This is a genomic window from Shimia sp. NS0008-38b, assembly GCF_040370365.1.
Classification (GTDB): domain Bacteria; phylum Pseudomonadota; class Alphaproteobacteria; order Rhodobacterales; family Rhodobacteraceae; genus Shimia.
On sequence record NZ_BAABWQ010000002.1, the window covers coordinates 265076 to 290254 of the forward strand.

Sequence of the window (25179 nt, forward strand, 5' to 3'; positions counted from 1 at the left end):
GTAAACTTACCGTAGTTTTTGGGATTTGCAATGGAAGCAAACCCTTTAGCATTAGTATAGTGAAAATAGACAGACTGAGACTTAGGCTTGTCCTTCAACGCATTTGCAATCGACCCAATGGCACCTAGAAAACCGAGTCTACCTGCCCCTTTGCCATGATTGGAGGAGACGCCTGAAGATCGCGATCCTCCGATTGCGATATCCTTGGTGGAAAGACAGCTAACTAGACCTGCGTATCCACCCTGTTCTCAACCAATACATCCGCTAACGGCCTGGCCGCTGATCGCTGAGTTGAAGTCCACCCAATCGGATGGTTTCATACCAGAGTTCGACCCGAACGATGTCAAATCATCATAGCCAGGATCACCAGGGTTTACCTGTCCATAATACTCATTTTGTCCATCGCCATCGATATCCCTATAGACAGCCGCATTCCCACCCGGATCCAACTTGTTAATCGGATCATTCCCCGAATACGCATACCGATTGGTCCCCACCCCCGGCTCGGGGGTCAAGCCAATCCGGCTGGATGAACATCGCCGAGGCGGTGTTGGCAAACAGGGCAAATGTCAGGGAAAGCAGCAGCTTCTGCAAAATCGCGGGAAAAGAAGGCATTCAGTACGTCCAAATATGTCGTGCAATTGCCACCCACAATTCCCGCAAAAGCGGAATCGCAAACCAGACTAAACCTAGACCAAACAAACAAAAGCCCGACGCAATCAACCAACCAGGCCTCAGCTGATCAGGTGGTCTTGCTACGTGGGGGCGACCCACGCGCAAAGACTTGGTTCTCCGTTAAGAGATGGGGTGAAATAGGGGGGATTGAGGGGGGGGGGGGTGTCAAGCCGCCCGAAAACAAGAACTTTGAGATGACACTAGTCCGTGACGACAATTCTATGAATTTTGCTTTCCTTAAACTCAATTAGTACATTTGCAGTGTCTCTCAATCGATATTTCAACGCGGCCCCCAAGAAACCGGCCGGACTGTCGGCTATCTCCTTCCGACGGAAGACCGGCGTCCCCATGATGGCTTCCACTTCAGCGCGCCCCATTTCGCGTTTCAACGCATAGGGCAATGAGCCCGGGAATGGCCGGAAAGCCTTCTCCAACGAAGCATCCTCTGCCGCGTCTGCTGAGACGAAAACAAAAATCGTTATAAGTTTAAAACTCTTCTGGGGACTGACCTCAAATTCGAACGAAACGCCGTTTTCATAGTCGTTCCCCCAAAACTCCCAAGGTTCCTCCTGCTCAAGCTCTAGCTGCTCGAGCACCACTAAGAGAGATGTATCTGCACTAGTTCTGTTGATCAAAAGGTGCGGGTTTGTGCAGAGGCGATCCAGTATCGTCAACAAGGCACTCCATATTTTGCGGTTACATTTTTTACATGGGCTTGAAGGTCTTGCTGTGGTACGACAGCCTGCCCCCTGAAATCCAAAGTTTTGCGGTGAGGTTTTTCACAGGTGTCAGCAGAATATTAGGCCCTTAAACATCATTGCGAGGAAACCGCGCGACCCGATGCCGGAGCTCAGCCGGCCTAAAGGGCCACTCTTGCCTCAAATCTTTCAGCGTGGCGAACATAACCTCACAAGCTGCTACACTATCGTCGCGCTCAAAGAGCCCAATCATTGCATGCACATCCATGACCTCAAATACCCGCTCAGTTTCCCCGATCTCTATAACCTGTTCCGGCTCCTGAATTGCCTGTGCAACGCGGTCCCGATTTGCGTACCATCCGGCACCGAACACAAGGCGCTGGAACCCGAATCCGACAACTTCCTCGGTTAACGCGTTGACACTTGAGAATACGGCTTGCAGGCCATCCAAGTCGTAGGACTTTGCCTTCATTGGACGTCTCGGAGTTTCAGATCAAGAATCGCAACCGTGACGCCGTTTTCGTCTATAAACTCTGCAACGCATACGCCATGCGACCTAGGAGGGATGTCGATAACCGTCCCAATCGAACCGGCAGGCAGCCCTTCAGCGCTGATCCGCAATTCAACTTCTTCATATAATTTGAAATCGGTGCGACCGCTCGTTCCAAACCTATCCTTGTGATGCGTCATGGTTCTCAAGCCTGCTCCCAAACAAAAACGGAGCGCTCGAAAGCACTCCGTTCAATACATCCAGAAGGTGCGTGTCAGGTCAACCCAACACGCCCGCAATCGAGGCTTCGACTTCATCCATCGAGGCCAGACCATCTACGGCGGTCAAATTGCCTTTGGCGTGGTAGTATCCAATCAGCGGCGAGGTCTGCTTGTAATACGCCATCAGACGCACTTTCAGGCTTTCCGCGTTGTCGTCAGCACGGGCTTCGCCACCGGCGGCCACCGCCTCTTTGGCGCGGTTGACGATGCGGTCCACAAGCACCTCATCGTTCACCTGCATTTCAATCACTGCGTCCAGCGTCTCGCCACAATCCGACAGCAACTCTGCCAAAGCATCCGCTTGGGCCAGCGTGCGCGGGAAGCCGTCAAAAATGAAGCCGCCCTTCTTATCACCCTCAAGCTGTTCACGGATCAACCCAATCACAATCTCGTCGGTGACAAGTTCACCGCGGTCCATCACGTCCGCAACAATCTTGCCCATTTCCGTGCCGGAGGTTTTTGCGGCCCGCAGCATGTCCCCGGTGGAAAGCTGGATCATGTCACGTTTTTCGACCAGACGACCCGCCTGTGTGCCTTTACCGGCCCCTGGTGGGCCAAGCAGAATAATGTTCATCGACGAGAGGCTCCCTTGCGTGCGCCGCGCTTTTTACCTTTGCCGCGCAGCTGCGACTTTTCAATCAGCCCTTCGTATTGATGGGCCAGCAGGTGGTTCTGCACCTGTTGGATGGTGTCCATGGTCACAGAGACCACAATCAGAACCGATGTGCCGCCAAAATAGAAGGGGATTGCAAACTGGCCACGCAGAATCTCAGGAAGGAGACAAACTGCCGCAAGGTAGGCGGAGCCCAACACCAGAATGCGGTTCACCACATACTCCAAATACTCGCCGGTACGCTTGCCGGGGCGAATGCCGGGCACAAAGCCGTTCTGGTTCTTCAGATTGTCAGCGACCTCGTCAGGCTTGAAGCTGACGTTGAAGGTGTAGAAATAGGCAAAGAACACGATCATCGCGACAAAGAACAACAGGTACAACGGCTGGCCGGGACCAAAGTAGGCCAACAAGGTCGACATGACCGGACCCGTCTGGCTACCGGAGAAGGTCGAAATCGTGGTTGGAAGCAGCAGCAGCGAGCTGGCAAAGATCGCAGGGATCACGCCGGCTGGGTTCACTTTCACAGGCAGGTGAGAGGAGCCACCGTCATAAACCTTCATGCCTACTTGGCGACGCGGATACTGAATGTGGATCTTGCGCAGCGCGCGCTCCATGAAGACCACAAAGGCGATGGTCGCAATCACCATGACAATCACACCGACAATCACCGCTTCGCTGATCGCACCGGTGCGGCCAGAGACGAAGAACTGTGCCAAGGCGGCCGGAAGTTCCGCCACGATGCCCACAAAGATGATCAAAGAGATGCCGTTGCCGATGCCACGTGCGGTAATCTGCTCACCAATCCACATCAGGAACATGGTGCCGCCGACCAGTGTCACAAGACAGCTGAAACGGAAGAACATGCCCGGGTCGGTGACCAACTCGCCAGCCTCAAGACTGACCGCCAGACCGTAGGCCTGCAACGTTGCCAATGCCACCGTGCCGTAGCGGGTGTATTGGTTCATCTTCTTACGGCCCTGTTCGCCTTCTTTCTTGAGTTGCTCAAGATAAGGCACCATGGATCCCAGAAGCTGGATAATAATGCTGGCAGAGATGTAGGGCATAATGCCCAAAGCAAAGATCCCCATCCGCCCCAGCGCGCCGCCGGTGAACATGGACAGGATGCCGCCAATGCCAGCGCCCGCTTCTTCCATGAACTCACGGAGTGCGATGCCGTCAATGCCGGGAACCGGAATCCATGTGCCAAGACGATAGACAATCAACAGTGCCAGTGTGAACAGGATGCGATTGCGCAGATCGGTGGCTTTTCCAAGCGCGGCCCAGCTGGTGTTGGCCGCCATTTGCTCTGCTGCAGATACCATTTAGGATCTCTCTTAAACTGAAAACGCCGCCAGAACCGTTTTCCGGTTTGGCGGCGTTAGGAAAACTTGCAAGGATATGTAAGCGGACACTGGCCCGCTCACAACCTCTTATTCAGCCGCTGGCGCGGTTTTGACCGTCAGAGAGCCGCCCGCTTTTTCGACAGCTTCCACTGCCGCTTTAGAAGCACCGGTCACTTCGATGGTCAACTTGGCGGAGACTTCGCCTTTCGCCAGAACGCGGATGCCGTCTTTTTTGCGACGTACCAGACCGGACGCGATCAACGCGTCTTCGGTGATCGCAGCAGAGGCGTCCAGTTTTTTCTCATCAACGAATTTCTGGATCAGACCGAGGTTGATCACAGCAAATGCCTTGCGGTTTGGCTTGTTGAAGCCACGCTTAGGCAGACGCTGGTACAATGGCATCTGGCCGCCCTCATAGCCGTTGATGGCTACACCGGAACGAGATTTCTGACCTTTGATACCACGGCCACCCATTTTACCTTTACCGGAGCCTGGGCCACGGCCAACGCGCATGCGTTTCTTGGTTGCACCTTCGTTATCGTGCAGTTCGTGCAGTTTCATATCGCTTCTCCTTGCCGGAACTGACCCACGAAGCGTCTTCGGGTCAAACACGGCTTTTCTTGGTTTTGATTCTTATGACGCAAAACGCCACCGGGGGCGTATAGACGCTTGGAGGATCCTTTGCAATGTGGAAGATGGATGTCGCCCGCTTGCGTAGACGAATGAAAAAACACTTGGCTTTGACGATCACCGCGCGGACAAAGCCGCCGCGTGTTTGATGAGTACAAGCGACGGCTTTGAGAAAGATCTGGCTTAGGCGAACGCCACGCTTGGCGGCACAGGCATAATTGTCTATCCGCCTATGACCCGGGTCATCCCTGAGACGCGAATGCCATCACCTGGCTCAGCGCTGATACTTGCTTTCAGCAATGATCTTGCGCCCATATCCTCGCCTTGGACGATGTTGATCTCGCCGTCATGAGGCCATCTGATGTCGCGAAGGTAACCACCCAGTGCCGCCGCGGCAGCCCCTGTCGCTGGATCTTCGGCCACACCACCGATCGCAAAGGCATTGCGGCTGTGGAAACGGCGTGGCGTTTCCGCCCACAAAAGGCTGATCGTGGTCAGATCATACTGCCGCATAAGCCGCGCACCTTCATCCAAATCGTAGGACATTTTGGAAAGTGTGAGCCTGTCACCTAGCGCCAGAATGAGATGATTGTTCCCAGCATTGGCAAGCGAAGGCGGCAGAGCAGGGTCAAGGTCAGCGACCGTGAGATCAAATAGTTCAAGCGCGGCCGTCAACAGACTCGGGTCCGCGCCCGCGCTGTGTGCCGGTGGAGACATCAAAGTCGCGCTGCCATCCTCATTGATTTCAACGCTGATGCGTCCTGAGTTGAGGTCGAGTTGAAAAAGCCCTTGGCTTTCACGCTCAGCCAACACGCTGCCCAGAGCAATGGTGGCGTGTCCACAGAAAGCCACCTCTTCCTTCGGTGAGAAAAACCGCACCCGCCACCCATCGTCCTGGGGCGCGGCAAAAACGGTTTCGGAATATCCGACGTCTGTTGCAATGCGTTGCATCTCAGCATCGGAGGGAAGCGCGTCGTCGACGACGACACCGGCGGGATTGCCGCCTTCACCGCCATCCGAAAAGGCCGCGAGGCGGAGAACGGGCCGGTTGGTTTCGTGTTTCATTGTCATGGTCCTTTTTCTGTCGTCGCAAGTCTGGCACGAAAGCACCTTGAGGTGTGAAGCCTGCATAGTGTGCGTCCATTGGCCCCCGTGGAGATGGCCACAGGGGCTGCTTGCGGTCATTTGGTTGTACGAGCCAAGAAATCTTGCATTTCTGCTGCAATCTCATCGCCATATTCCTCGAGCGCAAAATGCCCTGTATCAAGCAGATGGAACTCGACGTCATTCAGATCGTCTTTGTAGGGGTGGGCTCCGTCAGCTGGGAAGATGTGATCGTTCTTACCCCAAACAATCAACGCCGGCGGCTGATGTTCCCGGAACAGGGCCTGCCATTTCGGATATTCAGCAACATTGGTGCCGTAGTCCAGAAACATCTCAAGTTGCACTTCCTGATTGCCCGGACGGTCGAGAAGATACTGCACGTGCCAGAAATTGTCCGGGCTCACCGTTGAGACGTCACCAACTCCGTGGGTGAATTGCCATTTGGTGGCGTCAAGCGTCAGGAAGCCACGTAGCGCATCACCGTTCTCAGAGCTGGGGTCGGCCCAATAAGCTTTGATCGGGTCCCAAAATTCGCGCAGCCCCTCTTCATAAGCATTGCCGTTCTGGATGACAAAGCCGGTAACGCGTTCAGGATGCTCCGCGAACATGCGAAATCCGATGGGAGCGCCATAATCCATCAAATAGACAGAATAGGTATCCACGCCTTTTTTGTCGATCAACCGTGTTACCGTTTCTGCAGCATTGGCGAAGCTGTAGTCATACGTTTCGGCAGGCGGCATGCTCGATGCGCCGAAACCAAGATAGTCCGGCGCTATCACGTGGTAGTCCTCAGCCAAAACGGGGATCAACTCGCGAAACATGTGCGAGGACGTGGGAAAGCCATGTAAAAGCAAGACCGTCGGGTTTGATGGATCACCAGCCTCGCGATAGGCAATGGTCTGTCCGTCGATCTCCATCGATTTCATGTCGACCACAAAGGGACTCTGGCCCGCGAAGGCCGTGCTCGGCAGCGTCACCGGCAAGAGCGAGGTGCTGGCAAGCACTGCAGCGAGGATGGATGCGTGTATACGTGTCTTCATTGGTCTCTTCCTTTCAGATTTGGGTTGGGGAGCCCGAGGCGCTGGACGCACTCAGGGCTTGGTTTTCGGCCTTGAGGGCCGCGTTCTCACGGCGCAATGCCGCGATCTCTTGATGCGCCTCATCAACAGTGAAGCGACGCGGAATGTGGCTTGGACAATTCCAATCAAATGCTTCGACCATGATCAGGACCGCGCGTTCGGGTCGCGCCGGGTAAGCTTGGTCATGCAACTGGCTGAGAATTTCGGGATTTTCGGCACCCTCAATCAGGCGCGCCCGGCCCCAGATTTTCAGACGGCGGCGGTTGGGATAGTCCATCAGGATCATTGAAAGACGATCGTTGCCGGACAAATTGCCGGTACTGATGTATTGGCGGTTTCCGCGAAAATCAGCGAACGCCAGCTGCGTCGATGTCAGCACCTTGAGAAAGCCGGTCGGGCCGCCTCGGAACTGTACATAGGGCCACCCGGTCTGGGACACAGAAGCCTGATAAAACCCGTCACGTGCGCCAATGAAACGAACCTCTTCCGGTCCAAGCTCTTCTGCGCCCGCCGCGTCATCGCTGAGGAACTTTCCGTACCCTTCAGCAGATCCCATCCGCGATTGTTGGGCGCGCACTTCCGGCGTAAATGCGATAGTCGCAAAGGCTCGTGCCATAGCGTAGTCCTTTCGGGTTTCATTAGTTTATGTTCGTTGAGGTGCCCGTTCGGGCTCTTTGTGAGCCTGAATTTGTGTGCAATCGGCCAATTTGACAAACGAGTATGTCTATCGCAGGGTTAGAAAAAGTTAGTCAAAAATATGAATCGCAAAACCTATCCTCTAAACGCACTTCGCGCGTTCGAAGCATCGGCACGACATTTGAGTTTTGTTGCTGCCGCCGAAGAGTTGTCTGTGACGCCCGCGGCGATCAGCCATCAGGTCAAAAAGCTGGAAGACTATCTCGGTTGCCCGCTATTTCGACGACGGACGCGCGGCCTCGTCCTTGTTGAGACCGGTCAGCTTTTGGCCAAGGAGCTACACTCCGTGTTTCTGACACTCGATCAGGCCATGGAACACGTGATGGAAACGGACAAGGGTGGCTCTTTGGCGCTGACCGTTGCGCCAACTTTCGCTGCAATGTGGCTGATCCCGCGGCTGCAGAAGTTTTACGCACAACACCCAGACATTGACGTACTTGTTTCGACCAGCTTGGGTCTTGTGGATTTTCAGCGTGACGACTTTGACGCCGCCATCAGGCTGGGACACGGGCAATGGCCAGGTCTTGAAGCCATCAAGCTGTTCGACGAGTCGGTGATACCGATGTGCAGTCCGCGTCTGCTTGAAGGACAAAACGCCATCAGAGAGCCCTCTGATCTCAAGACCCAAGTTCTATTGCACAATCAGTCCATGGATTTTGACCCGAATGCGCCGACCTGGCAAACTTGGCTTGACGCAAGCGGCACACAGGATGTTGATGCCACGCGCGGCATGCAATTCAGTCTGCCGGACCATGGGCTGCAAGCGGCGATCGACGGTGCCGGCGTCGTTCTGGGCTGGCGTTTTCTCTCGGCAAAAGATGTCCAAGCCGGCCGCGTGGTCGAGCTTTTCGACCTTGCCATTCCGCTGGGGTCAACATTCTACCTCGTCTATCCGGAGGCCCATTCGCGTCGACCAAATATTGTGGCCTTTCGTGAATGGGTTTTGGGAGAGCTCAGAGACCCCTAAAAGGCAAGCGAGGACAGTATCCCCCCCTTCCGGAGAGTGGCTGGCACGCAGCAGACAACGCAAAGTCGCGCCAACGCTTAGTGTGTTCATTGTGGGCCAATTGCCGCTCTGAAATTTCAGCTGTTAGCGTGCTCACAGCCCTTGAGGCAAGCTGCCGCATCTGTGTGTTTCGGCCCAATCCCGCCGTTCGCGGCATCCAACCACAAGGACTGTTCCGTGGACTTTAGCGACATTGGATTTACGACCTTCGCTGACGCGGCATGCGTTCGCCTGCGCGGCACTCCTAACGCTGCAGCGCAGTACATGTCGCCAAATCGGTCGTTGATGTGTGTCTATTTCGCCAGATCTAAGGCCGCGCTAAAGCGTATCATGCTACATTTTTCGAGGTGGGAAATTATGGGGTGAGCGGGCGAGAACGAAATTGGGATCGGGGTGCCATCAAATACAATTCGACAGTAAATGTCCCCAAGCCCGCCCATCAAATGAAAGGGCAAAGAGGCCGAATTTTACGCCGCCCGCGACACCATAACGACATCGATACATTGGCCATGCATTGCTCTGCCGATTACATGATGTTATTTTGTCAACGCAATACAAATTTTACGACCTATATTTTGGGCTTCGTTATATGTCTTCCGTCTCGATTATCATTGCTCAGTATTTTGCGGGAGCTGCGGGATTTTCGCTGACAACGGATGGTGCCCTTTTACAAGGCGATGAAACGCTGCTTCAGACAACGGTAGAAAGCGGTCGAATTTCTGCGCAAGACCACTATGAAATCCTTGGGCTCGTTGCAAGAAAAGTCCCAGACCGCGCCGCCCTTTCTGTGCGCTATGCCAAATCGCTAGATATCAACAAACTTGGCACGCTCGCGCTGGCCTGTAAGGCGGCCCCCAACCTAGGCGGGGTATTGCAGCGGATGGCCCGTTATCATTCCCTGATAACCAATAGTGTGCGCTATCATCTTGATCCGGTGGGCAGGTCGATCTTTCTGCGTCAAGACATTCTTGCTGGGTCGGGCTACGGTCTTGTGTTTTCGCCCGAAGCTGGCTTGTCAGCGATGTATTGCGCTTTTGATCAAGTGGCGGCCAAGAAGATAACGCCGCACTCCGTTACCTTTCAACATCAACCGCCAAGGGACGCCCATTTGTTTGAGGAACTGTTTGGCTGTGAGGTAAAGTTCGGTGCCGCGGCAGATGGGATACTCTTTTCACAAGACAGTTTAATGATAGAAAACACGCTTGGTGATTTTGCTTTGTCGGAGTTTCTAACAAAACACCTTGAAGCAGAACTTGAGCAACTCAAAGCCGAACCCTCCCTTGTGCGCACCACCAAGGAAGAGATCGCCCGCGTTTTAAGTGAGGGTTTGCCGAAGATGGCCGATGTGGCGCGTTCCTTAGGCTTAAGTGTTCGCTCATTCCATCGTCGCCTTGCCGATCATGGCTCTAGCTTTCAAACGTTGGCAGAGGAAACGCGCCGCGATATTGCGATGAGCATGTTGCGCGATGAGACCTGCGCGCTGTCCGAGATCGCATTTCTGACGGGTTTTTCCGAGCAAAGCGCGTTCAATCGCGCGTTTAAACGTTGGACAAAGCAGACACCTGCAAATTATCGCAAGTCGCTCTCACTCTAGTTAAGTTTTGGCCACAGCGGTCAAAACAGTGGCGGGTGCGGTCAATGCCGTCGGATGCCGCGCAGATTAGATGCAAGTCACACAGATCAACCCTATCAAAATAAAACTGAAATGACTGCACTAATTGTTGCTCGTATCAATGTGATCGAGCCTGAAAAAATGACAGCCTATAACGTGGCAGCTGGTGCCACCGTTGCGGAACACGGCGGAACATTTGCATTGCGTGGTAAGCACATCGAAACCCTGTTGGGACATGACACCTCTCAAGCCGTCGCCATTATCCAAGTCCAATCCGTTACGGCGGCGCAGGGGTGGTTCAGCTCCGAAGAATATCAGGCCTTGAAAGGCCTGCGCGATGACGCGGCACAGATGCAATTCTCTTTGTTCGAGGCGGTCTGACCTCAAGGCTTATCGTCTATATTACAACATTCAAGCGGCGCTGGGTTTTAGGTCCAGCGCCGCTCTTGTCTTCTCAAACCTTACAGGCGCTCCTCTTTGGCCGCAGCGGTCAAAAGGCTGGCTAAAACTGTCAATATATCTGCGGGCGGCACGCATAATTCTTGGTCATCACTTTCAACCAAGGAGAATAACTTATGAACACCCAACCCATCCTCGTTGTCGGCGCGAACGGAAAAACCGGCTCTCGCGTGGTGGCGCGTCTTGAAGACAAAGGCGTTACGGTCCGCCGTGGCTCACGTGGTGCGAGCATCCCCTTTGACTGGGAGGCCGCCGAAACATGGAAGCCTGCGTTGACAGGCGTCACCAAGGCCTATGTCACTTACTTCCCCGACCTCGCATTCCCGGGCGCGGTTGAGAAGTTAGAGGAATTTACAAAAGTTGCGGCTGAAACCGGACTTGAGCACATCGTGCTGCTGTCGGGGCGTGGCGAGCATTTCGCCAGCATGGGCGAAGATGTCGTGCGCAATTCTGGCATCCCGTTTACGATCGTGCGTGCTGCGTGGTTTGCCCAGAACTTCAGCGAAGGTTATCTGCGCGATCCTATTCTGGGCGGCGTTCTTCCGATGCCCGGCGGCGACATCGCCGAGCCGATCATCGATATTGATGACATCGCAGATGTCGTTGTCGCGGCCCTCACCGAAGATGGTCATCTGGGCGAACGCTACGAAGTCACGGGTCCGCGTTTGATGACTTTTGCCGAAATGGCAGAAGTGCTCACCACCACGCTTGAGCGACCCATTCAGCATATCCCCATCAGTTTTGAAGATTTCCACGCGAACGTTGCGGCCTCGGGTGATGATTTTGTAGCTGATGTGTTCACTCAAATCGCGCGCGAAACGCTGGATGGGCGCAACGCCAATGTGGCCAACGGGGTAGAACGCGCGCTTGGTCGCAAGCCCCGCGATTTCGCTGAATTTGCTGCACTGGCGGCCTCGCAAGGTGTTTGGGCCACAGCGGCCTGACATCGAAAATCACCCTAACAAACTGGAGAACAGACATGAAAATTCTAGCTTTCGGCGCAAGCAACAGCAAATCCTCGATCAACAAGACGCTTGCGCATTTCACGGCAACATTGATCCATCATGCGGATGTCGAGGTCTTGGACCTCAATGACTATGCACTGCCGATTTACAGCGAAGACATTGAGAAAGACATCGGACAACCCGAGGCAGCCAAGAGGTTCTTTGAGAAAATTGGCGCTGCAGACGGGGTGATTGTGTCCTTCGCCGAGCACAACGGGACATATTCCGCCGCCTATAAAAACCTGTTCGATTGGGCGAGCCGGATTGATCAAAAGGTGTTCCAAAACAAGCCGACCCTCTATCTTGCGACCTCCCCCGGTCCGGGCGGTGCCGCAAGCGTTCTGGCCGCGGCGAAAGGCTCTGCGAGGTTCTTTGGCGTGGATCTTAGGGCGGCCGTGTCCGTTGGCAGTTTCTATGATGTCTTTGATGCAAATAGCGGGCGGATTACGGACCCAACCGTTTTGTCAGAGCTCACGTCAGCGGCCGAGGCATTGGTCTTGGATGACAGTGTCGAACGCGTTGCATCGTGAGCGTCCAGTATGGGCAGCGCTTTAGGGCTGCCTAACTCAGCCACACTTCCCCCAAAGGATCAGTGCGATGAATACTCTGAAGCTTACCACGCTTGCGATACTCATTCCGATTGGACTGTTGGCGTCGCAAGCCACATCGGCGGACCCTTTGCCGGTCCAGCAGAAAACCGAAAGTCTAGATCTATGACATTGAAAAAATTGAAAAAATCACCCTTGGAATCTCCGGACTCACGGCTTTAGGGATTGGAGGGATGATCACGCTTGCGCCACATGTATTCTATGCCAGCTATGGTATATCCCTTGGCGAAAACCCCAGTTTGCTGAGCGAATTGCGGGCACCTGGTGCTGGTCTTGTAACACTGGGCATTCTGATGCTTCTCGGCATCTGGCGATCCGCTTTAGTGCAACTGGCAATCGCTGCGACGTTGATCGTGTTTCTCGCCTTCCCAGCGGGGCGTTTTATCAGCCTTGCTTTGGATGGCATGCCGTCCTTTGGCATCCTTGGCGCGCTGGCCCTTGAAATTGTAATCGCTGTCCTGTGCCTTTTTGCCTTTGGCAAACGCTTGGTCAGCCCCGATTCCAAATCCTAAGCCTACATGCGGCGCGCGTATCCTGCGTGCCGCCCCTTTTTCACATAAGGAGAAACCTCCCATGTCACCAGTCGTCTTCATTGCACTACAATTCTCGATCATCGCCTATGCGCTTGTCAGTGGTGTCTTTCTGGCCTTTTCCGACTTCATCATGCGATCCCTTGCCCATACCGGCGGGATTGGCGGCGTTGATGCGATGCAGGTCATCAACCGCGAGGTCTTTCGCTGGGTGTTCATGACGCTGTTCATCGGCATGGCACCTGTATCGCTGGCGATCGCGGCATATGGTGGGTTTGTTGTTGGCAATGGGCCTGGAGGGCTGCTGGTTCTGGCGGGCTTGATCTACTTTGTCGGATGTTTTGGTGTGACCGTTTTCTTCAACGTGCCAATGAATGAAACCCTTGCGGACATGGACACATCTTCAGCTGCAACAAGTGCGTATTGGGCCGAAACCTACCTGCCACGGTGGACCTTCTGGAACAGCATTCGGACCGCTGCTTCTTCTGTGTCTTCGGCCCTTTTGCTGGTCGGCGTGCTTTGGATGACGCAAAGTCAGGCCCAAACTGTCTAAGACCCTAGAGCGGGGCCGTATTGGCCTCGTCACGCCTTGTCTGTGTCGTGACTGATAAGGTTAAAACCTTCGACATGGGTTGGCGGATTGAAGTAGGCGCTGATCTGGTGGACTTGCCCGCCGCGATCTTACCGCACAGCATGTAGAGTGTTGATGTAAATGCAGACATGTTCACTTCCTTTCAAATGATAGATTTCTAACGCGCTGAGGCTTCTCGAAAGAGATGCAATTTCACGGTGACTACCTTGGCCATGGGCGTCAGCCCTCGTCAAATCGGTTGCTGTTGCATACCCTGCAGGCATGTTTGATCTATTTTAAGGCGAAAGGACGGGACATGGAGGTATTCGTTACGGGATTTTTGCCCCTTACCGTTGTGCTCATCATGTTCAGCCTTGGATTGGACCTCTCGCCAGCAGATTTCCGACGCATCGCGGAGCGTCCACGTGCGTTCTGCATAGGAGCGCTGAACCAGATCATTCTGCTTCCATTGATTGCCTATGTCATCATCCTTGTCTTTGGGTTCACAGCCGAGACTGCCGTCGGAATTATGATACTTGCGGCCTGTCCGGGAGGGGCAGCAAGCAACATTATCACAAAGCTTGCGGGTTGGGATGTCGCGCTTTCGGTGACGTTGACCGCGACCTTTAGCCTGACTTGCGTCGTGACGATTCCGATCATTCTCGGTTTTGCAGTAACCCAATTTATGGGGGTGAATGCACCTGAAATTAACATTGCATCAACAGCAATTTCGACGTTTCTGCTGACCGCGCTACCAATTACGCTCGGCGTGACATTTCGGGCGGCGGTGCCGAACATAACTGAGGACGTTGCGCCGATATTGGCAAAGGTCGCTTTGATTCTTTTCGTTGGTGTGATCGCCGGAGCAATCGCGTCAAACTGGCAGGTTGTGACTGAGAACATTGCGCGGCTTGGGGTGGGACTTTTTACTTTGATCGCCGCTCTATCGGTTATTGGCTTTGTTTCCTCGCGTTTCCTGAGGGCATCCGCCAGGGAGGCAAAGACGATTGCGATTGAAACTGGTGTTCAGAACGGGGCGCTGGCGTTAGCAATCTCTGGACTGCTGGTCGTGCATGGCCCGACCTTCAACGCCTACGCAATTCCTGCGGCGCTTTACAGTGTCGTCTGGCTGACGACTGCACTGCCAATGTTTCTGCTTATCGCCCGGTCACGATAGCTTTGGCGAATGATGAAACACCACGCCCACCAAATCAGGCACGTTTGCAACGGCGCGCGGATCAACATGTAGGTAGGGCCCCACACAGGCCACCCATGCCGATGCGATTAACTGCGGCATAAACATTGACCGGGAAGAAACCGATGAACACAGCGATCACTGCAAAAAGTCCCGCAAGTTTTTCCTTGCCGCTTAAATCTTTACTGAACCATACCTGAATGACAGGTATCTCTGCCGCCCAGCAGCGTCACGAACCAAGCAGCTACGGTGATTTTCGCGCTTCGAGCGAGCACAGCATGAATCGAAGGTTTCCGGTATGGGCTCAAAGCTGACCTTCGCTGCGATACACGTGAGGCCGAGGGGTCAGAACAGACATCAGTTGCGACGCGCCAACGCTTTATATGGTAAACGCAGGCTGCCAGTGCGGATGGACGTCGTACAACTCTTCCAGCCCCACCCGATCCGCGTGAAAACCCAAGCTTTCGCCCTCGCTCAAGCCATGCGGCCCTTTGTTTGCGGTCAAAGCGCCTGATGGGCAAGCTGCGACCAGAAATCGATGCCATGCACAATAGCCTCGTCATTAAAGTCATAAGACGGGTTGTGCAGCGGCATGGCATGGCTGCCCTCCGTCCCATTTCCCATCAAAATAAACGCCCCCGGTCGATGGGTGAGAAATTCTGCGAAATCTTCTGAAAAACCAACCCGACCATAATGCGCATCAACGGAGCCAACGCCGCGCGCCGCAGCCGCGATCACATTGGTGGCGCGATCCTCATTCACCAAGGGCCGGAACGACGTGGAATAGGAGACCTGCCCCCGCGCGCCCTGTGCCGTACAAACACCTTCCACGATGGCACGCATCCGTCGCTCGATGGCTTGGGACACCTCCTGAGAGAACCCCCTGCAATCACCGCGCAGAGTGACATTGCTAGGCAAAATATTTCGCGCGCCGTCGGTTAGAAATTCGGTCACGGACACAACAGCATGCTCGCTGGGTGAGACAGTGCGTGAAATGATGGATTGCAATTGCATCACTATCGCAGATCCAGCCACGATAGGGTCCACGCCTTTTTCCGGCATCGAGGCATGCCCCCCCTGCCCTTCAATCGTGATCTCAAAATTATCCTCAAACGCACAAAACGGCCCCGCCTGCGTGGCAAATTGCCCAAGCGCCATGCCCGGCAAATTGTGCAAGCCAAAGATCGCCGCCATCGGAAACCGGTCAAACAAACCATCAGAGATCATAGCCGCAGCGCCATTCCCGTTCTCTTCATCAGGCTGAAAGATAAAATGAACCGTGCGCTCCAGCGTTGGATCCTGCGCCAGCTTTAAGGCCGCACCAAGCAACATGGTACTATGCCCATCGTGCCCGCACCCATGAAAGCAGCCCTCGATTTTGGAGCGATAGGCGAACCGGTTTGCCTCCTTGATGGGCAAGGCATCCATATCGGCGCGAAAACCCACAGCCGTCTCGTCAGGCCCGCGCCGCAACGTGGCCACAAGACCAGATTTCCCAACGCCGCGCACCACCTCAAGGCCTGCAGCTTCCAACACCTCTGCGATCATGCGCGGGGTGCGTTCAAGATCAAACCCCGTTTCAGGGTGGCTGTGCAGGTCGCGGCGGAAAGAAGTGAGGTCAAGCACCGGAAGCGCTCCTTTTGAGATGTCTGAAGTGCTGCTGAGCAGTCGATGTCAGAACGATATACCAAATCTAAGTGGTCTTTTTGCTCGGAAACGCAAGAATTTCGGGCACACGATGCACGCATCTCTGCTCTAAGGGCAGACCGCCTCACGTCCTTTGATCAACACCGCTGTGGAAAGGACCAGCTTCAGACAACCAGATTGCCGCTCACCAAGGGTCTTGGCACGCAGCAACCCCACCAGTTTTCGAGGGCGACTCGGATTTCGCATCAGTCACAGGGTGTGGCGCTGTATTGGGGGCAGTAACCCGCAGAGTTCGGTCAGGTGTCTTCACAGGGCACACCAAGCTGTGCCTGCCTCAGCCGCCCTGACAAAACAAAACGCCCCCGCACGAGGCAGGGGCGTTACAATCGTCTGGTCGCAGATTTAGCCGTAAACGTGGGCTTCTGCGATGTCTTTGATGTCGTAGCGAGAGATGCCGACGTCGGCCAGTTCACGGTTAGACATGCTCGCCAATTCGCGAACAGTGGTGTTGTACTGCTGGCGCAGCGCACGGGCTTCTTTGAAGCTCTCGATTGCCGCCAGAACACGTGCGGTGAAGTCAAAACCAGTATAATAAGTTGCGTTTACATGTGCCATCGTATGGCTCCTTTAGATCAGTGCCGAAACGTATTTTCCGGCGGTATATGTTTGTCTCCTCTGTGCTTTGAACTTAGGCCGAAGCGTTATCGCTAACAATTGCCGGTTTGATCTGTCTGATATGCATTTGGGTCATGGCTCTTTACCTTTTGCTAACCACAAACCGAAATGTCCCCCAAAACGAAAAAGACCCCGGACAATGTCCGGGGCCAGTCTCACAGGGAGAGTGAATTCTCTTACAGAGCAGCGGCACCCTGGCGCGCAACATCTTCGATGTCGCCGCGGCTCAGACCGATGTCAGCCAACTCATTGTTGGTCAGGCGTGACAGCTCTTTCACGGTGCGGGCATATGACGCTTGACGCTTCTGGTTCAAACGCCAGGTCTCGATCGACCGGACAAGGCGACCAACGATATCAAAGGCTTCGATGTGCAGGGATGGTGCATGTTGCATTGGGCTACTCCTTTGTGCTGCCGGTGCGCCACTTCGGCTATCGCGCGTTTCCTAATCAGTATGCGCTTCACATAGTGCCCATTTTTTACCCAAGCTAGGGGCAAAATAGCATTCCTGATATGCAGTTTATGCATGCTCAAAGTCATCAAATCTTAACCCAAACGAAAAACGCCCCCGGCAGAGCCGGGGGCGTTTCCCAAATTTCAAATCAAAAAGGGCTTAGTCGCGCTCTTCGATGATTTCCACCATGTGGGAAACCTTACGGATCATGCCGCGAACAGAAGGGGTATCTTCCAGCTCACGTGTCCGGTTCATCTTGTTCAGACCCAGGCCGATCAGCGTAGCACGCTGGTCTTGAGGGCGACGGATCGGCGAACCGACCTGCTTTACAACGATGGTTTTTGCCATGTCTCGTTACTCCTTACGCGTCTGCAGCTTCGACAGGTGCTTCATCCTTGCGCAGGATGTCAGCAACCTTCTTGCCACGACGTGCCGCAACCTGACGTGGGCTGGCTTCTTTCTTAAGCCCGTCCATGGTGGCGCGGATCATGTTGTAGGGGTTCTGCGAACCGATGGATTTCGAAACAACGTCTTTGACGCCGAGCATTTCGAAAACAGCACGCATTGGACCACCTGCGATGATCCCGGTACCTTCTGGTGCGGAGCGCATGACCACTTTACCGGCGCCGTGACGGCCTTCGATGTCGTGGTGCAATGTGCGACCTTCGCGCAGAGGCACGCGGATCATTTGGCGCTTGGCTTGTTCGGTGGCTTTGCGGATGGCCTCAGGGACCTCTTTCGCTTTACCTTTACCGAAGCCTACACGGCCTTTTTGGTCACCAACAACAACCAGAGCTGCGAAGCCAAAGTTCTTACCACCTTTGGTGGTTTTGGAAACACGGTTGATCGCGACTAGACGATCCGCAAATTCCGGAGTTTCTTCTTCGCGGTTGCGACCGCGGCCCCGGCGATTATCACGTTCTGCCATTTGGCATTCCTTTATCTACTGGCGCTTGGCGCCTGATATATCCGATCCCAGTGATGTTCAGCCGAAACCAAACCTCCCGGATCATCGGGGGGACGCGAACGTCCCCCACAAGTCTTATACTTTCAAGCCACCTTCACGCGCAGCGTCGGCCAGAGCCTTCACTTTGCCGTGGAAGAGGAAGCCGCCACGATCGAAGTACGCTTCGCTTACGCCAGCTTTGGTCGCGCGTTCCGCAATCGCTGCACCCACTTTGGTGGCTGCTTCGATTGTGTTCTTGCCGACCACGCCCAGATCCTTTTCCAAGGTGGACGCAGAAGCCACAGTAACGCCGTTGCGATCGTCGATCAGCTGAGCGCTGATGTTCTTGTTCGAACGGTGTACCGAAAGGCGCATCTTGCGATCGCCATTGACCTTGCGAAGTTTGTTCCGGACGCGCAGGCGGCGCTTGAGGAACAGTGTCCGTTTGCTGTTTGCCATCTGTCTGGTCCTTACTTCTTCTTACCTTCCTTGCGGAAGATATATTCATCAACGTACTTGATACCTTTGCCTTTGTAGGGCTCCGGCTTACGCCATTCGCGGATATTCGCCGCAACCTGACCAACAAGCTGGCTATCTGTGCCCTCGACAATGATCTGAGTGTTCTTCGGTGCGGTCACGGTGATACCGGCCGGCACTTCGAAGTTCACCTCGTGAGAGAGACCGAGCGACAGCTTCAGGGTGTTGCCCTGCATCTGTGCACGATAACCAACACCGTTGATCTCGAGTTCTTTTTTGAAGCCCTGAGTCACACCGGTCACCATGTTAGAGATGACTGTGCGAGACATACCCCATTGCTGACGTGCACGCTTGGACGAGCCGCGCGGTGTCACTTTCACAACGTTGTCTTCTACCACCAGATTGATATCATCTGTTGCGGTGAAAGACTGGGTGTCTTTAGGACCTTTGATTTCGATGGTCTGGCCGGAGACAGAAGCGCTAACGCCACTGGGCAGCTCGACCGGTTTTTTACCAATACGAGACATCTGGCTCTCCTTAGAAGACCGTGCAGAGCACTTCGCCGCCAACATTGTTGGAGCGTGCGCTTGCATCCGACATCACACCTTTAGAGGTGGAGACAATCGACACACCCAAGCCCTGACGGACTGTTGGAATGTCATTGACGCTCATGTAAACACGACGACCGGGTGTGGAAACCCGCTTCAGTTCGCGAATAACAGGAGTGCCTTCGTAGTACTTCAGGCTGATTTCGAAGGCCGGGTGGCCGTTCTCTTCAGCTGCTTCGTAGCCACGGATGTAACCTTCGTCGGTCAGCACATCCAAAACCCAGCCGCGCAGTTTGGAAGCAGGTGTAGAAATCACCGACTTGCCGCGCATCTGGCCGTTACGGATACGGGTCAGCATATCACCGATAGGATCGTTCATAATACTCTCTCCTTACCAGCTGGATTTGACCATGCCGGGGATCTGACCTGCAGAACCCAGCTCGCGCAGCGCAATACGGCTGACCTTCAGCTTACGGTAGTAAGCGTGAGGACGGCCGGTGAGCTGGCAACGGTTGTGAAGACGGGTTGCCGAGCTGTTGCGCGGCAATTTCGCCAGTTTCAGACGCGCTTTGAAACGCTCTTCCATTGGCTTGGACTCATCGGCTGCGATTTCTTTCAGCTCGGCGCGCTTAGCGGCATATTTTGCCACCAGACGTTCCCGCTTTTTCTCGCGTTCGATCATTGCTTTTTTAGCCATGTCGTAATCCTCTCAGCCTTACGCGATGAAGGGCATGTTGAAATGCTTCAACAGGCTCTGCGCTTCGGCGTCGGTTTCAGCATTGGTGGCGATGACGATATCCATGCCCCAGTTTTCGTCGACTTTATCAAAGTCGATTTCCGGGAACACGATGTGCTCTTTCAAACCGGTGGCAAAGTTGCCACGGCCATCAAAGCTCGGCTTCACACCACGGAAGTCGCGGATGCGGGGCATCGCAACGGTGATCAGACGATCGAGGAATTCGTACATACGGTCGCCACGCAGTGTCACTTTGGCACCCATTGGCATGCCTTCGCGAACGCGGAAGCCAGCAATGGAGTTCTTAGCAACAGTGGTCAGAGCTTTCTGGCCCGCAATTGCGGTCAGATCAGCCTGTGCCGACTTGGCTTTCTTGCTGTCTTTCACGGCTGCACGGCCACAGCCGATGTTGAGCACGATCTTTTCCAGCGAAGGAATCTGCATGTCGTTCTTATAGCCAAACTCTTCTTTCAGAGCGGCGCGGATAGAATCCTTGTAGAGCGACTTCAGACGCGGGGTGTAGTCTGCATTATCAAGCATCAATTACGTCCCCTGTGGTCTTAGCGAAGCGCACTTTCTTGTCGCCTTCCATGCGGAAGCCAACGCGTGTTGCTTTGCCATTTGCGTCCAGAATTGCCAGATTGGACAGTTCGATCGGCATCGCCTGAGGGATGCGACCGCCCTGTGCGGTTTGGCTCTGTTTTGTGTGGCGGATGGCGATGTTGATGCCGTCCACTACTGCTTTGCCGGCTTTGGGGTCAACAGAGGAGATAGTGCCCTCTTTGCCTTTGTCCTTACCGGCAAGAACGACAACTTTGTCGCCTTTTTTCAGCTTAGCAGCCATCTTACAGCACCTCCGGCGCGAGCGAGATGATCTTCATGAAGTTCTTGGCGCGCAGCTCACGAACAACTGGGCCGAAGATACGTGTACCTACAGGCTCATTGCTGTTGTTCAAGATTACAGCTGCGTTGCGATCAAAACGGATCGCTGTGCCATCTTCACGACGGACTTCTTTAGCGGTGCGTACGACGACGGCCTTACGGACATCACCTTTCTTAACGCGACCGCGTGGAATGGCTTCCTTAACCGAGACAACAATGATGTCGCCTACGGATGCGTATTTACGCTTGGAACCACCCAGAACCTTGATGCACTGAACACGGCGAGCGCCGCTGTTGTCAGCTACATCCAGATTTGTTTGCATCTGGATCATGTGGTTTCTCCCGACCTATGGGGCACCGATGCGTGGTGTATCCCCCAGGGTTTCGACTAAACTAAAAAGTTTCAGTCGCCAGGAGTCTCAAGATGAGACTCTTAGGCTTCCAGAACTTCCCAGCGTTTCGTTTTCGATTTCGGCGCGCATTCGATGATGCGTACTTGATCGCCGACCTTGAAAGCGTTCTGTTCATCGTGCGCCCGGTACTTTTTGGACTTACGAATGGTTTTCTTCAGAACCGGGTGTGTAAAGCGGCGCTCTACGGACACGGTGACTGTTTGTGCGTTGGCATCCGAAGTAACGGTGCCAGTCAGGATACGTTTGGGCATCTTTCAGGCTCCTCTTACTCTGCTGCCGACTTGGCTTTTTCGTTCAAAATCGTCTTCACACGTGCTGCGTTGCGACGCGCGGCACGGATCTGAGCGGAGTTTTCAAGTTGACCAGTGGCCGACTGAAAACGCAGGTTGAACGATTCTTTCTTGATGTTGGCCAGTTCCTCACGGAGCTGATCCGGCGTTTTTTCACGCAGTTCGTTGGCGTTCATGCGCCTCTTCCTTTCTCATACATCAGAGGGCGCCCGGGTTATGAGCGGGGTGACCCTTTTGTCTGATGGACAAATACAAAACACACGAATCCCGTATCAACGGAATCCGCGAGATGGCGCTCTATACGGGGGAGGCTGGGGGATGGCAAGGGAAACTTGAAGGTTTATCCCAACACAACAACACCCAAAACGAATTCACAACCGCAACCTCAGACGCCGACCAAGACCGATCGCTCTGCCCCAACCAATGTGACCTGATCCCAGCTCAGGCCAGCAGTGTCACAGGCGATCAGCATTTCCAGATCCGGGTAGCTGTCGCTTTGGTACGTCACCACAACACCTTCGTCTTCCATATGCACCGACGCCACCTCAAAATCCGGGTTGGGTGACGTCAGATGCAGCTCAAGCGTTTCCGAGGTCGGGTCAAAATCCGTCAGAGACACCACATTGGAGCGCCACCCACTGTTGTCTTCGTTTGCCAAATCCGCCCAAGGCGCAGGATAGGGCGCGCTCAAATCCACCCGGTCAGCCACTTGATCATCAATGGCAACGATGAAGTGATCTGTACCCTCGCCCCCGTTCACCGCGCCAAATTGACCCAACGATCCGACGGCAAAGTCACTGTCGGCGAAGACATGCAACGTGTCATTCCCTTCGCCCCCATCTACATTAATGACATATCCGGTGCCCCCTTCTGCACGACCCATTGAATAAATCAGGTCGTCCCCCTCTCCACCGGCGATGGCAGCGTTGTCAGTAGTCCGGGCATCAATGGTGTCATTCCCTTCGCCACCGTCGATGCTCAAGATCTCTCCATCTGTCTCCTCGACTTGGAAAACATCGTCTCCCGCGCCCCCAAACAAGTTTGACCCGACAAACGGGCCAACGATGGTGTCATCTCCCGCACCAAGAACAATTTCGATTTCCACCGGCAAACGGTCGTCCGGCGTCGCATCCACCAAATCGTTACCGGCACCCAAGTCCACAGATGCACCGGCAATTTCTGCCTCTAGAAGTTGCTCAAAGCCCACGAGATCGTCGCAATCCGTGCCGTGCGCCACACCGCCGTCATCAAGGCGCAGCGCATCTTCCTCGTCGAGACCCTCACAGCTGTTGGCCTCCTCGTCATTGGAACCATCCGTTACCAGCGCCGCCAAACCCGCCGTGGCCAATAGGCCAGCAAAAAACAAAATCATAATTGAACCGCTACATATAATATCGCCTATAAGGTGAATTGAACCAACACATGTGTCAAGTTTTCAGACCGTTGGCTCAGGGGATGCACCTTCCCTCTCTCGCTCATCTCCCCTACACAGCATCACACATCGCCGCGCTCTTGTTGGGCGCGCAGCCGACTTCAGGCGGCCCTAGTGTGATACCAATCAACGCGGCGATACTCTTCATGACGGCGGCGATTCCGCTGGCCTTGGCGCCGGGGCCGGACAACACCTTTGTCCTCACCCAATCCGCCCTGCATAGCCATGCGCCTCGCCTTACTGTCACCCTAAAAAGGGCCTTTCGGGACACTTTACCACCTCGGCAAAAAACCGAACGCACTCCCCGCCGAGCTACTGAGATCAATGACGCCTTGTTCTAATCCGCGTACGGCGTCAGAAGTTGCAAAAAACCGCTCTCCGGCGCGGAGGCCATGCGCATTGCGCGTGGCGTAGACGCCCTACCCAGCGCAATGCTGACACCCACATACGCTTTAGTCGCCGACGTGGTGTCAGTCCCTGAACCGCCCGCCTCTTTGAGCTTCATGATATCCAGACCTGCATTGAGCATCACGTCGTTGCGCGCGCCCCACGTTCCTATCTGCTGACGCAGATAGATGCCTGCCCCCGGTCCACGTGTCTTATCTGCGCCGCCATCCGCATCTTGGTCCCCGTCAGCGTAAAGCGCATAAACACCCATCCACGATCGCTCAGCGGCCAAGGCGTATTCTGCCTGAAATTTTGCCAATACTGCGTTGTCCAGTGTTTCGGCGTTGTCGGCGGCGGTGGCGTTGATCAACATCAGCGAACCGCCATACGCCCAGCTCCCGCGTTCCACACCAATGCCGCCGCCCACAAGACCGTATGTCATGTCCTGATCCGCGTCATCACCTATGAAGCGGATTTGCCCTGCGCCCACAATGCCGCCCCAATGCACATCGTTTTTGTAGCGCCCCATGGTGGCTGTCAGCTGCGCGGCATCGTCGACACCTTCATTGGTTTCAAGCCCATTGGTGACCGCTGACAAAGACGTCTTAGTGTACAGCCCTGCAATGCCCAAGTCAGTCCGGTTCCCGTGGCGACACCAAAGTGTCCCGCCAGCTTGCTGGCCTGAAACGCCTCCGGTTCGAAGGTCGACCCCACTGAAGCGTTGAGTGCGTCTCTGCTCAGAGACCGCGTTTCAACCCGCATCCCAACCTCGCCAAAGGTCACTGTGTCTGCATGGGCGATGGACATACACCCAGCCATCAACGCCACCAGAGCTGCACTTGTTGTCTTCCTCATTACGTTCTTACGCTTTCCGCTTCCCGATGTTTCAAACCGCTAAGATTTGAACCGAATTGCGGATACATCGGCACGGGTAAACACGGCAATAAATAGCCGCGCGTAGAGTTAACGGACGCACTGGGGACGACGACATGCGCACCTCCGCAATACAGTCGCGATACAGACGCAATACCGACGTTGTGATTTGGGTGTTGCGCGACGCTCTGCGTCACTCCCAAATGTAGTTGAAACTCACGCTAACCCGCTCATCCTCAGAGGTGTTCATCGGCACCTCATGGCGCAGCCAGCTTTCCCAAAGCAGCACATCTCCAACAGCAGGTTGGACATAAATGAACGGCTTCAAATCCCGCCGCGCCTCCTTGCGACGCACCGGTGCCGCCATCATCCGCGCGGACCGAGGATCTTCCAATTTCAACGCACTAGCGCCTTCGGGCATGGACACGTAGGTGGTTCCACTGATCACCGAATGGGGATGGATATGGCTGGCATGCATTCCGCCCTCAGGCAGAATGTTGATCCAGATGTCTTCCAACTTAAGCGCGCGACCATCCAAATCAAACTCGAGATCTTTGGCAAACGCAGCCACATGCTGATCCAACGAAGCCACCACATCCGCAAATATCGGGAACCGCCACGGCAAATCCGTCAGCGAAGCATAAGATGTGTACCCGGGGTAAGCATTGTCCTCACACCACGCCTGCCCCGCTTCGTCATCTCCCGCGATGGAGAAGCAAGACGCCTCCAGTTCCTCAGCATCAACAGGCACGCCAAATTCTGAAATCTTGGCACGATACAAGCGGGTCACAAAAAGAGATTCGATGGTCGACATGAAGGGTTACTAC

At 54.6% G+C, this 25179-nt stretch carries 36 protein-coding genes; 8 read left to right on the forward strand and 28 right to left on the reverse strand.

The genetic code is table 11. From position 1 onward, the window contains the following. Positions 1-875: 875 nt before the first annotated feature. The 9 genes from ABWV47_RS07335 to ABWV47_RS07375 form a co-directional block, all read right to left on the reverse strand. On the reverse strand, positions 876-1349 hold the full coding sequence (locus tag ABWV47_RS07335) for a DUF6392 family protein (RefSeq protein ID WP_353310234.1): 474 nt from the start codon (positions 1347-1349) through the stop codon (positions 876-878). A gap of 133 nt (positions 1350-1482) precedes the next feature. Next, positions 1483-1845, reverse strand: coding sequence for a hypothetical protein (locus ABWV47_RS07340; protein WP_353310236.1), 363 nt, complete (start codon positions 1843-1845; stop codon positions 1483-1485). Then, the gene (locus ABWV47_RS07345; protein WP_353310238.1) at positions 1842-2063 is read right to left on the reverse strand and encodes a DUF4926 domain-containing protein; all 222 of its coding nucleotides are present in this window, start codon (positions 2061-2063) and stop codon (positions 1842-1844) included. The genes ABWV47_RS07340 and ABWV47_RS07345 overlap by 4 nt, the downstream gene beginning before the upstream one ends. 79 nt (positions 2064-2142) lie before the next feature. After that, entirely contained in the window at positions 2143-2718 is a 576-nt protein-coding gene (locus ABWV47_RS07350) for an adenylate kinase (protein WP_353310240.1), read from the reverse strand. Next, positions 2715-4079, reverse strand: coding sequence for a preprotein translocase subunit SecY (gene secY / locus ABWV47_RS07355; RefSeq protein ID WP_353310242.1), 1365 nt, complete (start codon positions 4077-4079; stop codon positions 2715-2717). The genes ABWV47_RS07350 and secY overlap by 4 nt, the downstream gene beginning before the upstream one ends. 108 nt (positions 4080-4187) lie before the next feature. Further along, positions 4188-4661: a 50S ribosomal protein L15 gene (gene rplO, locus ABWV47_RS07360; protein ID WP_353310244.1), complete on the reverse strand. Its 474-nt coding sequence runs from the start codon at positions 4659-4661 to the stop codon at positions 4188-4190. A 291-nt stretch (positions 4662-4952) separates the two neighbouring features. Continuing rightward, complete coding sequence (locus ABWV47_RS07365) at positions 4953-5795, reverse strand: PhzF family phenazine biosynthesis protein (RefSeq protein ID WP_353310247.1); 843 nt, start codon at positions 5793-5795, stop codon at positions 4953-4955. Between the two features lie 116 nt (positions 5796-5911). Further along, positions 5912-6874 carry an alpha/beta fold hydrolase gene (locus ABWV47_RS07370; RefSeq protein ID WP_353310249.1) on the reverse strand — a complete coding sequence of 321 codons (963 nt, stop codon included), beginning with the start codon at positions 6872-6874 and terminating at the stop codon, positions 5912-5914. 13 nt (positions 6875-6887) lie between these two features. After that, positions 6888-7529 (reverse strand): pyridoxamine 5'-phosphate oxidase family protein, encoded by a 642-nt coding sequence (locus tag ABWV47_RS07375; protein WP_353310251.1) that lies wholly within the window; start codon positions 7527-7529, stop codon positions 6888-6890. 141 nt (positions 7530-7670) lie between these two features. Between ABWV47_RS07375 and gcvA the strand changes: the two genes are divergently transcribed. From gcvA to ABWV47_RS07415, 8 genes are all read left to right on the forward strand, one after another. Further along, positions 7671-8576 carry a transcriptional regulator GcvA gene (gene gcvA / locus ABWV47_RS07380; protein ID WP_353310254.1) on the forward strand — a complete coding sequence of 302 codons (906 nt, stop codon included), beginning with the start codon at positions 7671-7673 and terminating at the stop codon, positions 8574-8576. Between the two features lie 628 nt (positions 8577-9204). Next, positions 9205-10209 carry an AraC family transcriptional regulator gene (locus ABWV47_RS07385; RefSeq protein WP_353310256.1) on the forward strand — a complete coding sequence of 335 codons (1005 nt, stop codon included), beginning with the start codon at positions 9205-9207 and terminating at the stop codon, positions 10207-10209. Positions 10210-10320: 111 nt separating this feature from the next. Then, positions 10321-10608 carry a DUF1330 domain-containing protein gene (locus ABWV47_RS07390; protein WP_353310258.1) on the forward strand — a complete coding sequence of 96 codons (288 nt, stop codon included), beginning with the start codon at positions 10321-10323 and terminating at the stop codon, positions 10606-10608. A gap of 194 nt (positions 10609-10802) precedes the next feature. After that, on the forward strand, positions 10803-11630 hold the full coding sequence (locus ABWV47_RS07395) for a Rossmann-fold NAD(P)-binding domain-containing protein (RefSeq protein ID WP_353310261.1): 828 nt from the start codon (positions 10803-10805) through the stop codon (positions 11628-11630). Between the two features lie 35 nt (positions 11631-11665). After that, positions 11666-12220, forward strand: a complete 555-nt coding sequence (locus ABWV47_RS07400; RefSeq protein WP_353310264.1) for an NADPH-dependent FMN reductase — start codon at positions 11666-11668, stop codon at positions 12218-12220. Positions 12221-12426: 206 nt separating this feature from the next. Further along, on the forward strand, positions 12427-12810 hold the full coding sequence (locus ABWV47_RS07405) for a DUF4345 domain-containing protein (RefSeq protein ID WP_353312046.1): 384 nt from the start codon (positions 12427-12429) through the stop codon (positions 12808-12810). 61 nt (positions 12811-12871) lie between these two features. Then, the gene (locus tag ABWV47_RS07410) at positions 12872-13381 is read left to right on the forward strand and encodes an anthrone oxygenase family protein (protein ID WP_353310266.1); all 510 of its coding nucleotides are present in this window, start codon (positions 12872-12874) and stop codon (positions 13379-13381) included. Between the two features lie 334 nt (positions 13382-13715). Then, a complete protein-coding gene (locus ABWV47_RS07415) occupies positions 13716-14576 on the forward strand; it encodes a bile acid:sodium symporter family protein (RefSeq protein WP_502959689.1) in 861 nt (286 codons plus the stop codon). Here ABWV47_RS07415 and ABWV47_RS07420 read toward each other — a convergent pair. The 19 genes from ABWV47_RS07420 to ABWV47_RS07510 all read right to left on the reverse strand — a co-directional run bounded on the left by ABWV47_RS07420 (position 14568) and on the right by ABWV47_RS07510 (position 25166). Then, positions 14568-14696 (reverse strand): hypothetical protein, encoded by a 129-nt coding sequence (locus ABWV47_RS07420; protein WP_353310271.1) that lies wholly within the window; start codon positions 14694-14696, stop codon positions 14568-14570. The genes ABWV47_RS07415 and ABWV47_RS07420 overlap by 9 nt on opposite strands. 399 nt (positions 14697-15095) lie before the next feature. After that, the gene (locus ABWV47_RS07425; RefSeq protein ID WP_353310274.1) at positions 15096-16220 is read right to left on the reverse strand and encodes an amidohydrolase; all 1125 of its coding nucleotides are present in this window, start codon (positions 16218-16220) and stop codon (positions 15096-15098) included. A gap of 423 nt (positions 16221-16643) precedes the next feature. Next, positions 16644-16856, reverse strand: a complete 213-nt coding sequence (locus ABWV47_RS07430) for a DUF1127 domain-containing protein (RefSeq protein WP_353310276.1) — start codon at positions 16854-16856, stop codon at positions 16644-16646. 236 nt (positions 16857-17092) lie between these two features. Beyond that, complete coding sequence (locus ABWV47_RS07435) at positions 17093-17308, reverse strand: DUF1127 domain-containing protein (protein WP_353310278.1); 216 nt, start codon at positions 17306-17308, stop codon at positions 17093-17095. A 219-nt stretch (positions 17309-17527) separates the two neighbouring features. Next, positions 17528-17716 (reverse strand): 50S ribosomal protein L30, encoded by a 189-nt coding sequence (gene rpmD / locus ABWV47_RS07440; RefSeq protein ID WP_209064855.1) that lies wholly within the window; start codon positions 17714-17716, stop codon positions 17528-17530. A 13-nt stretch (positions 17717-17729) separates the two neighbouring features. After that, positions 17730-18296: a 30S ribosomal protein S5 gene (rpsE, locus tag ABWV47_RS07445; protein ID WP_353310281.1), complete on the reverse strand. Its 567-nt coding sequence runs from the start codon at positions 18294-18296 to the stop codon at positions 17730-17732. Between the two features lie 114 nt (positions 18297-18410). Next, complete coding sequence (gene rplR, locus ABWV47_RS07450; RefSeq protein WP_353310284.1) at positions 18411-18773, reverse strand: 50S ribosomal protein L18; 363 nt, start codon at positions 18771-18773, stop codon at positions 18411-18413. Between the two features lie 11 nt (positions 18774-18784). Further along, a complete protein-coding gene (rplF, locus tag ABWV47_RS07455) occupies positions 18785-19318 on the reverse strand; it encodes a 50S ribosomal protein L6 (protein ID WP_353310287.1) in 534 nt (177 codons plus the stop codon). Between the two features lie 10 nt (positions 19319-19328). Next, positions 19329-19718: a 30S ribosomal protein S8 gene (rpsH, locus tag ABWV47_RS07460; RefSeq protein WP_353310290.1), complete on the reverse strand. Its 390-nt coding sequence runs from the start codon at positions 19716-19718 to the stop codon at positions 19329-19331. 12 nt (positions 19719-19730) lie between these two features. Then, entirely contained in the window at positions 19731-20036 is a 306-nt protein-coding gene (gene rpsN, locus ABWV47_RS07465) for a 30S ribosomal protein S14 (protein WP_093325866.1), read from the reverse strand. A gap of 18 nt (positions 20037-20054) precedes the next feature. Continuing rightward, entirely contained in the window at positions 20055-20615 is a 561-nt protein-coding gene (rplE, locus tag ABWV47_RS07470) for a 50S ribosomal protein L5 (protein ID WP_353310293.1), read from the reverse strand. After that, complete coding sequence (rplX, locus tag ABWV47_RS07475; RefSeq protein ID WP_353310295.1) at positions 20608-20919, reverse strand: 50S ribosomal protein L24; 312 nt, start codon at positions 20917-20919, stop codon at positions 20608-20610. The genes rplE and rplX overlap by 8 nt, the downstream gene beginning before the upstream one ends. 1 nt (position 20920) lies before the next feature. Further along, positions 20921-21289, reverse strand: coding sequence for a 50S ribosomal protein L14 (gene rplN / locus ABWV47_RS07480; RefSeq protein WP_005849814.1), 369 nt, complete (start codon positions 21287-21289; stop codon positions 20921-20923). Between the two features lie 101 nt (positions 21290-21390). Continuing rightward, on the reverse strand, positions 21391-21621 hold the full coding sequence (gene rpsQ, locus ABWV47_RS07485; protein WP_073253018.1) for a 30S ribosomal protein S17: 231 nt from the start codon (positions 21619-21621) through the stop codon (positions 21391-21393). 14 nt (positions 21622-21635) lie between these two features. Further along, on the reverse strand, positions 21636-21836 hold the full coding sequence (gene rpmC / locus ABWV47_RS07490) for a 50S ribosomal protein L29 (protein ID WP_353310299.1): 201 nt from the start codon (positions 21834-21836) through the stop codon (positions 21636-21638). A 209-nt stretch (positions 21837-22045) separates the two neighbouring features. Then, positions 22046-23032, reverse strand: a complete 987-nt coding sequence (locus ABWV47_RS07495) for a hypothetical protein (RefSeq protein WP_353310301.1) — start codon at positions 23030-23032, stop codon at positions 22046-22048. Between the two features lie 397 nt (positions 23033-23429). Further along, positions 23430-24077: a hypothetical protein gene (locus tag ABWV47_RS07500; RefSeq protein ID WP_353310304.1), complete on the reverse strand. Its 648-nt coding sequence runs from the start codon at positions 24075-24077 to the stop codon at positions 23430-23432. Next, positions 24017-24334 carry a hypothetical protein gene (locus tag ABWV47_RS07505; RefSeq protein WP_353310307.1) on the reverse strand — a complete coding sequence of 106 codons (318 nt, stop codon included), beginning with the start codon at positions 24332-24334 and terminating at the stop codon, positions 24017-24019. Before ABWV47_RS07505 ends, ABWV47_RS07500 begins: the two co-directional genes overlap by 61 nt. 211 nt (positions 24335-24545) lie before the next feature. After that, entirely contained in the window at positions 24546-25166 is a 621-nt protein-coding gene (locus ABWV47_RS07510; protein ID WP_353310310.1) for a TIGR02466 family protein, read from the reverse strand. Positions 25167-25179 lie beyond the last annotated feature (13 nt).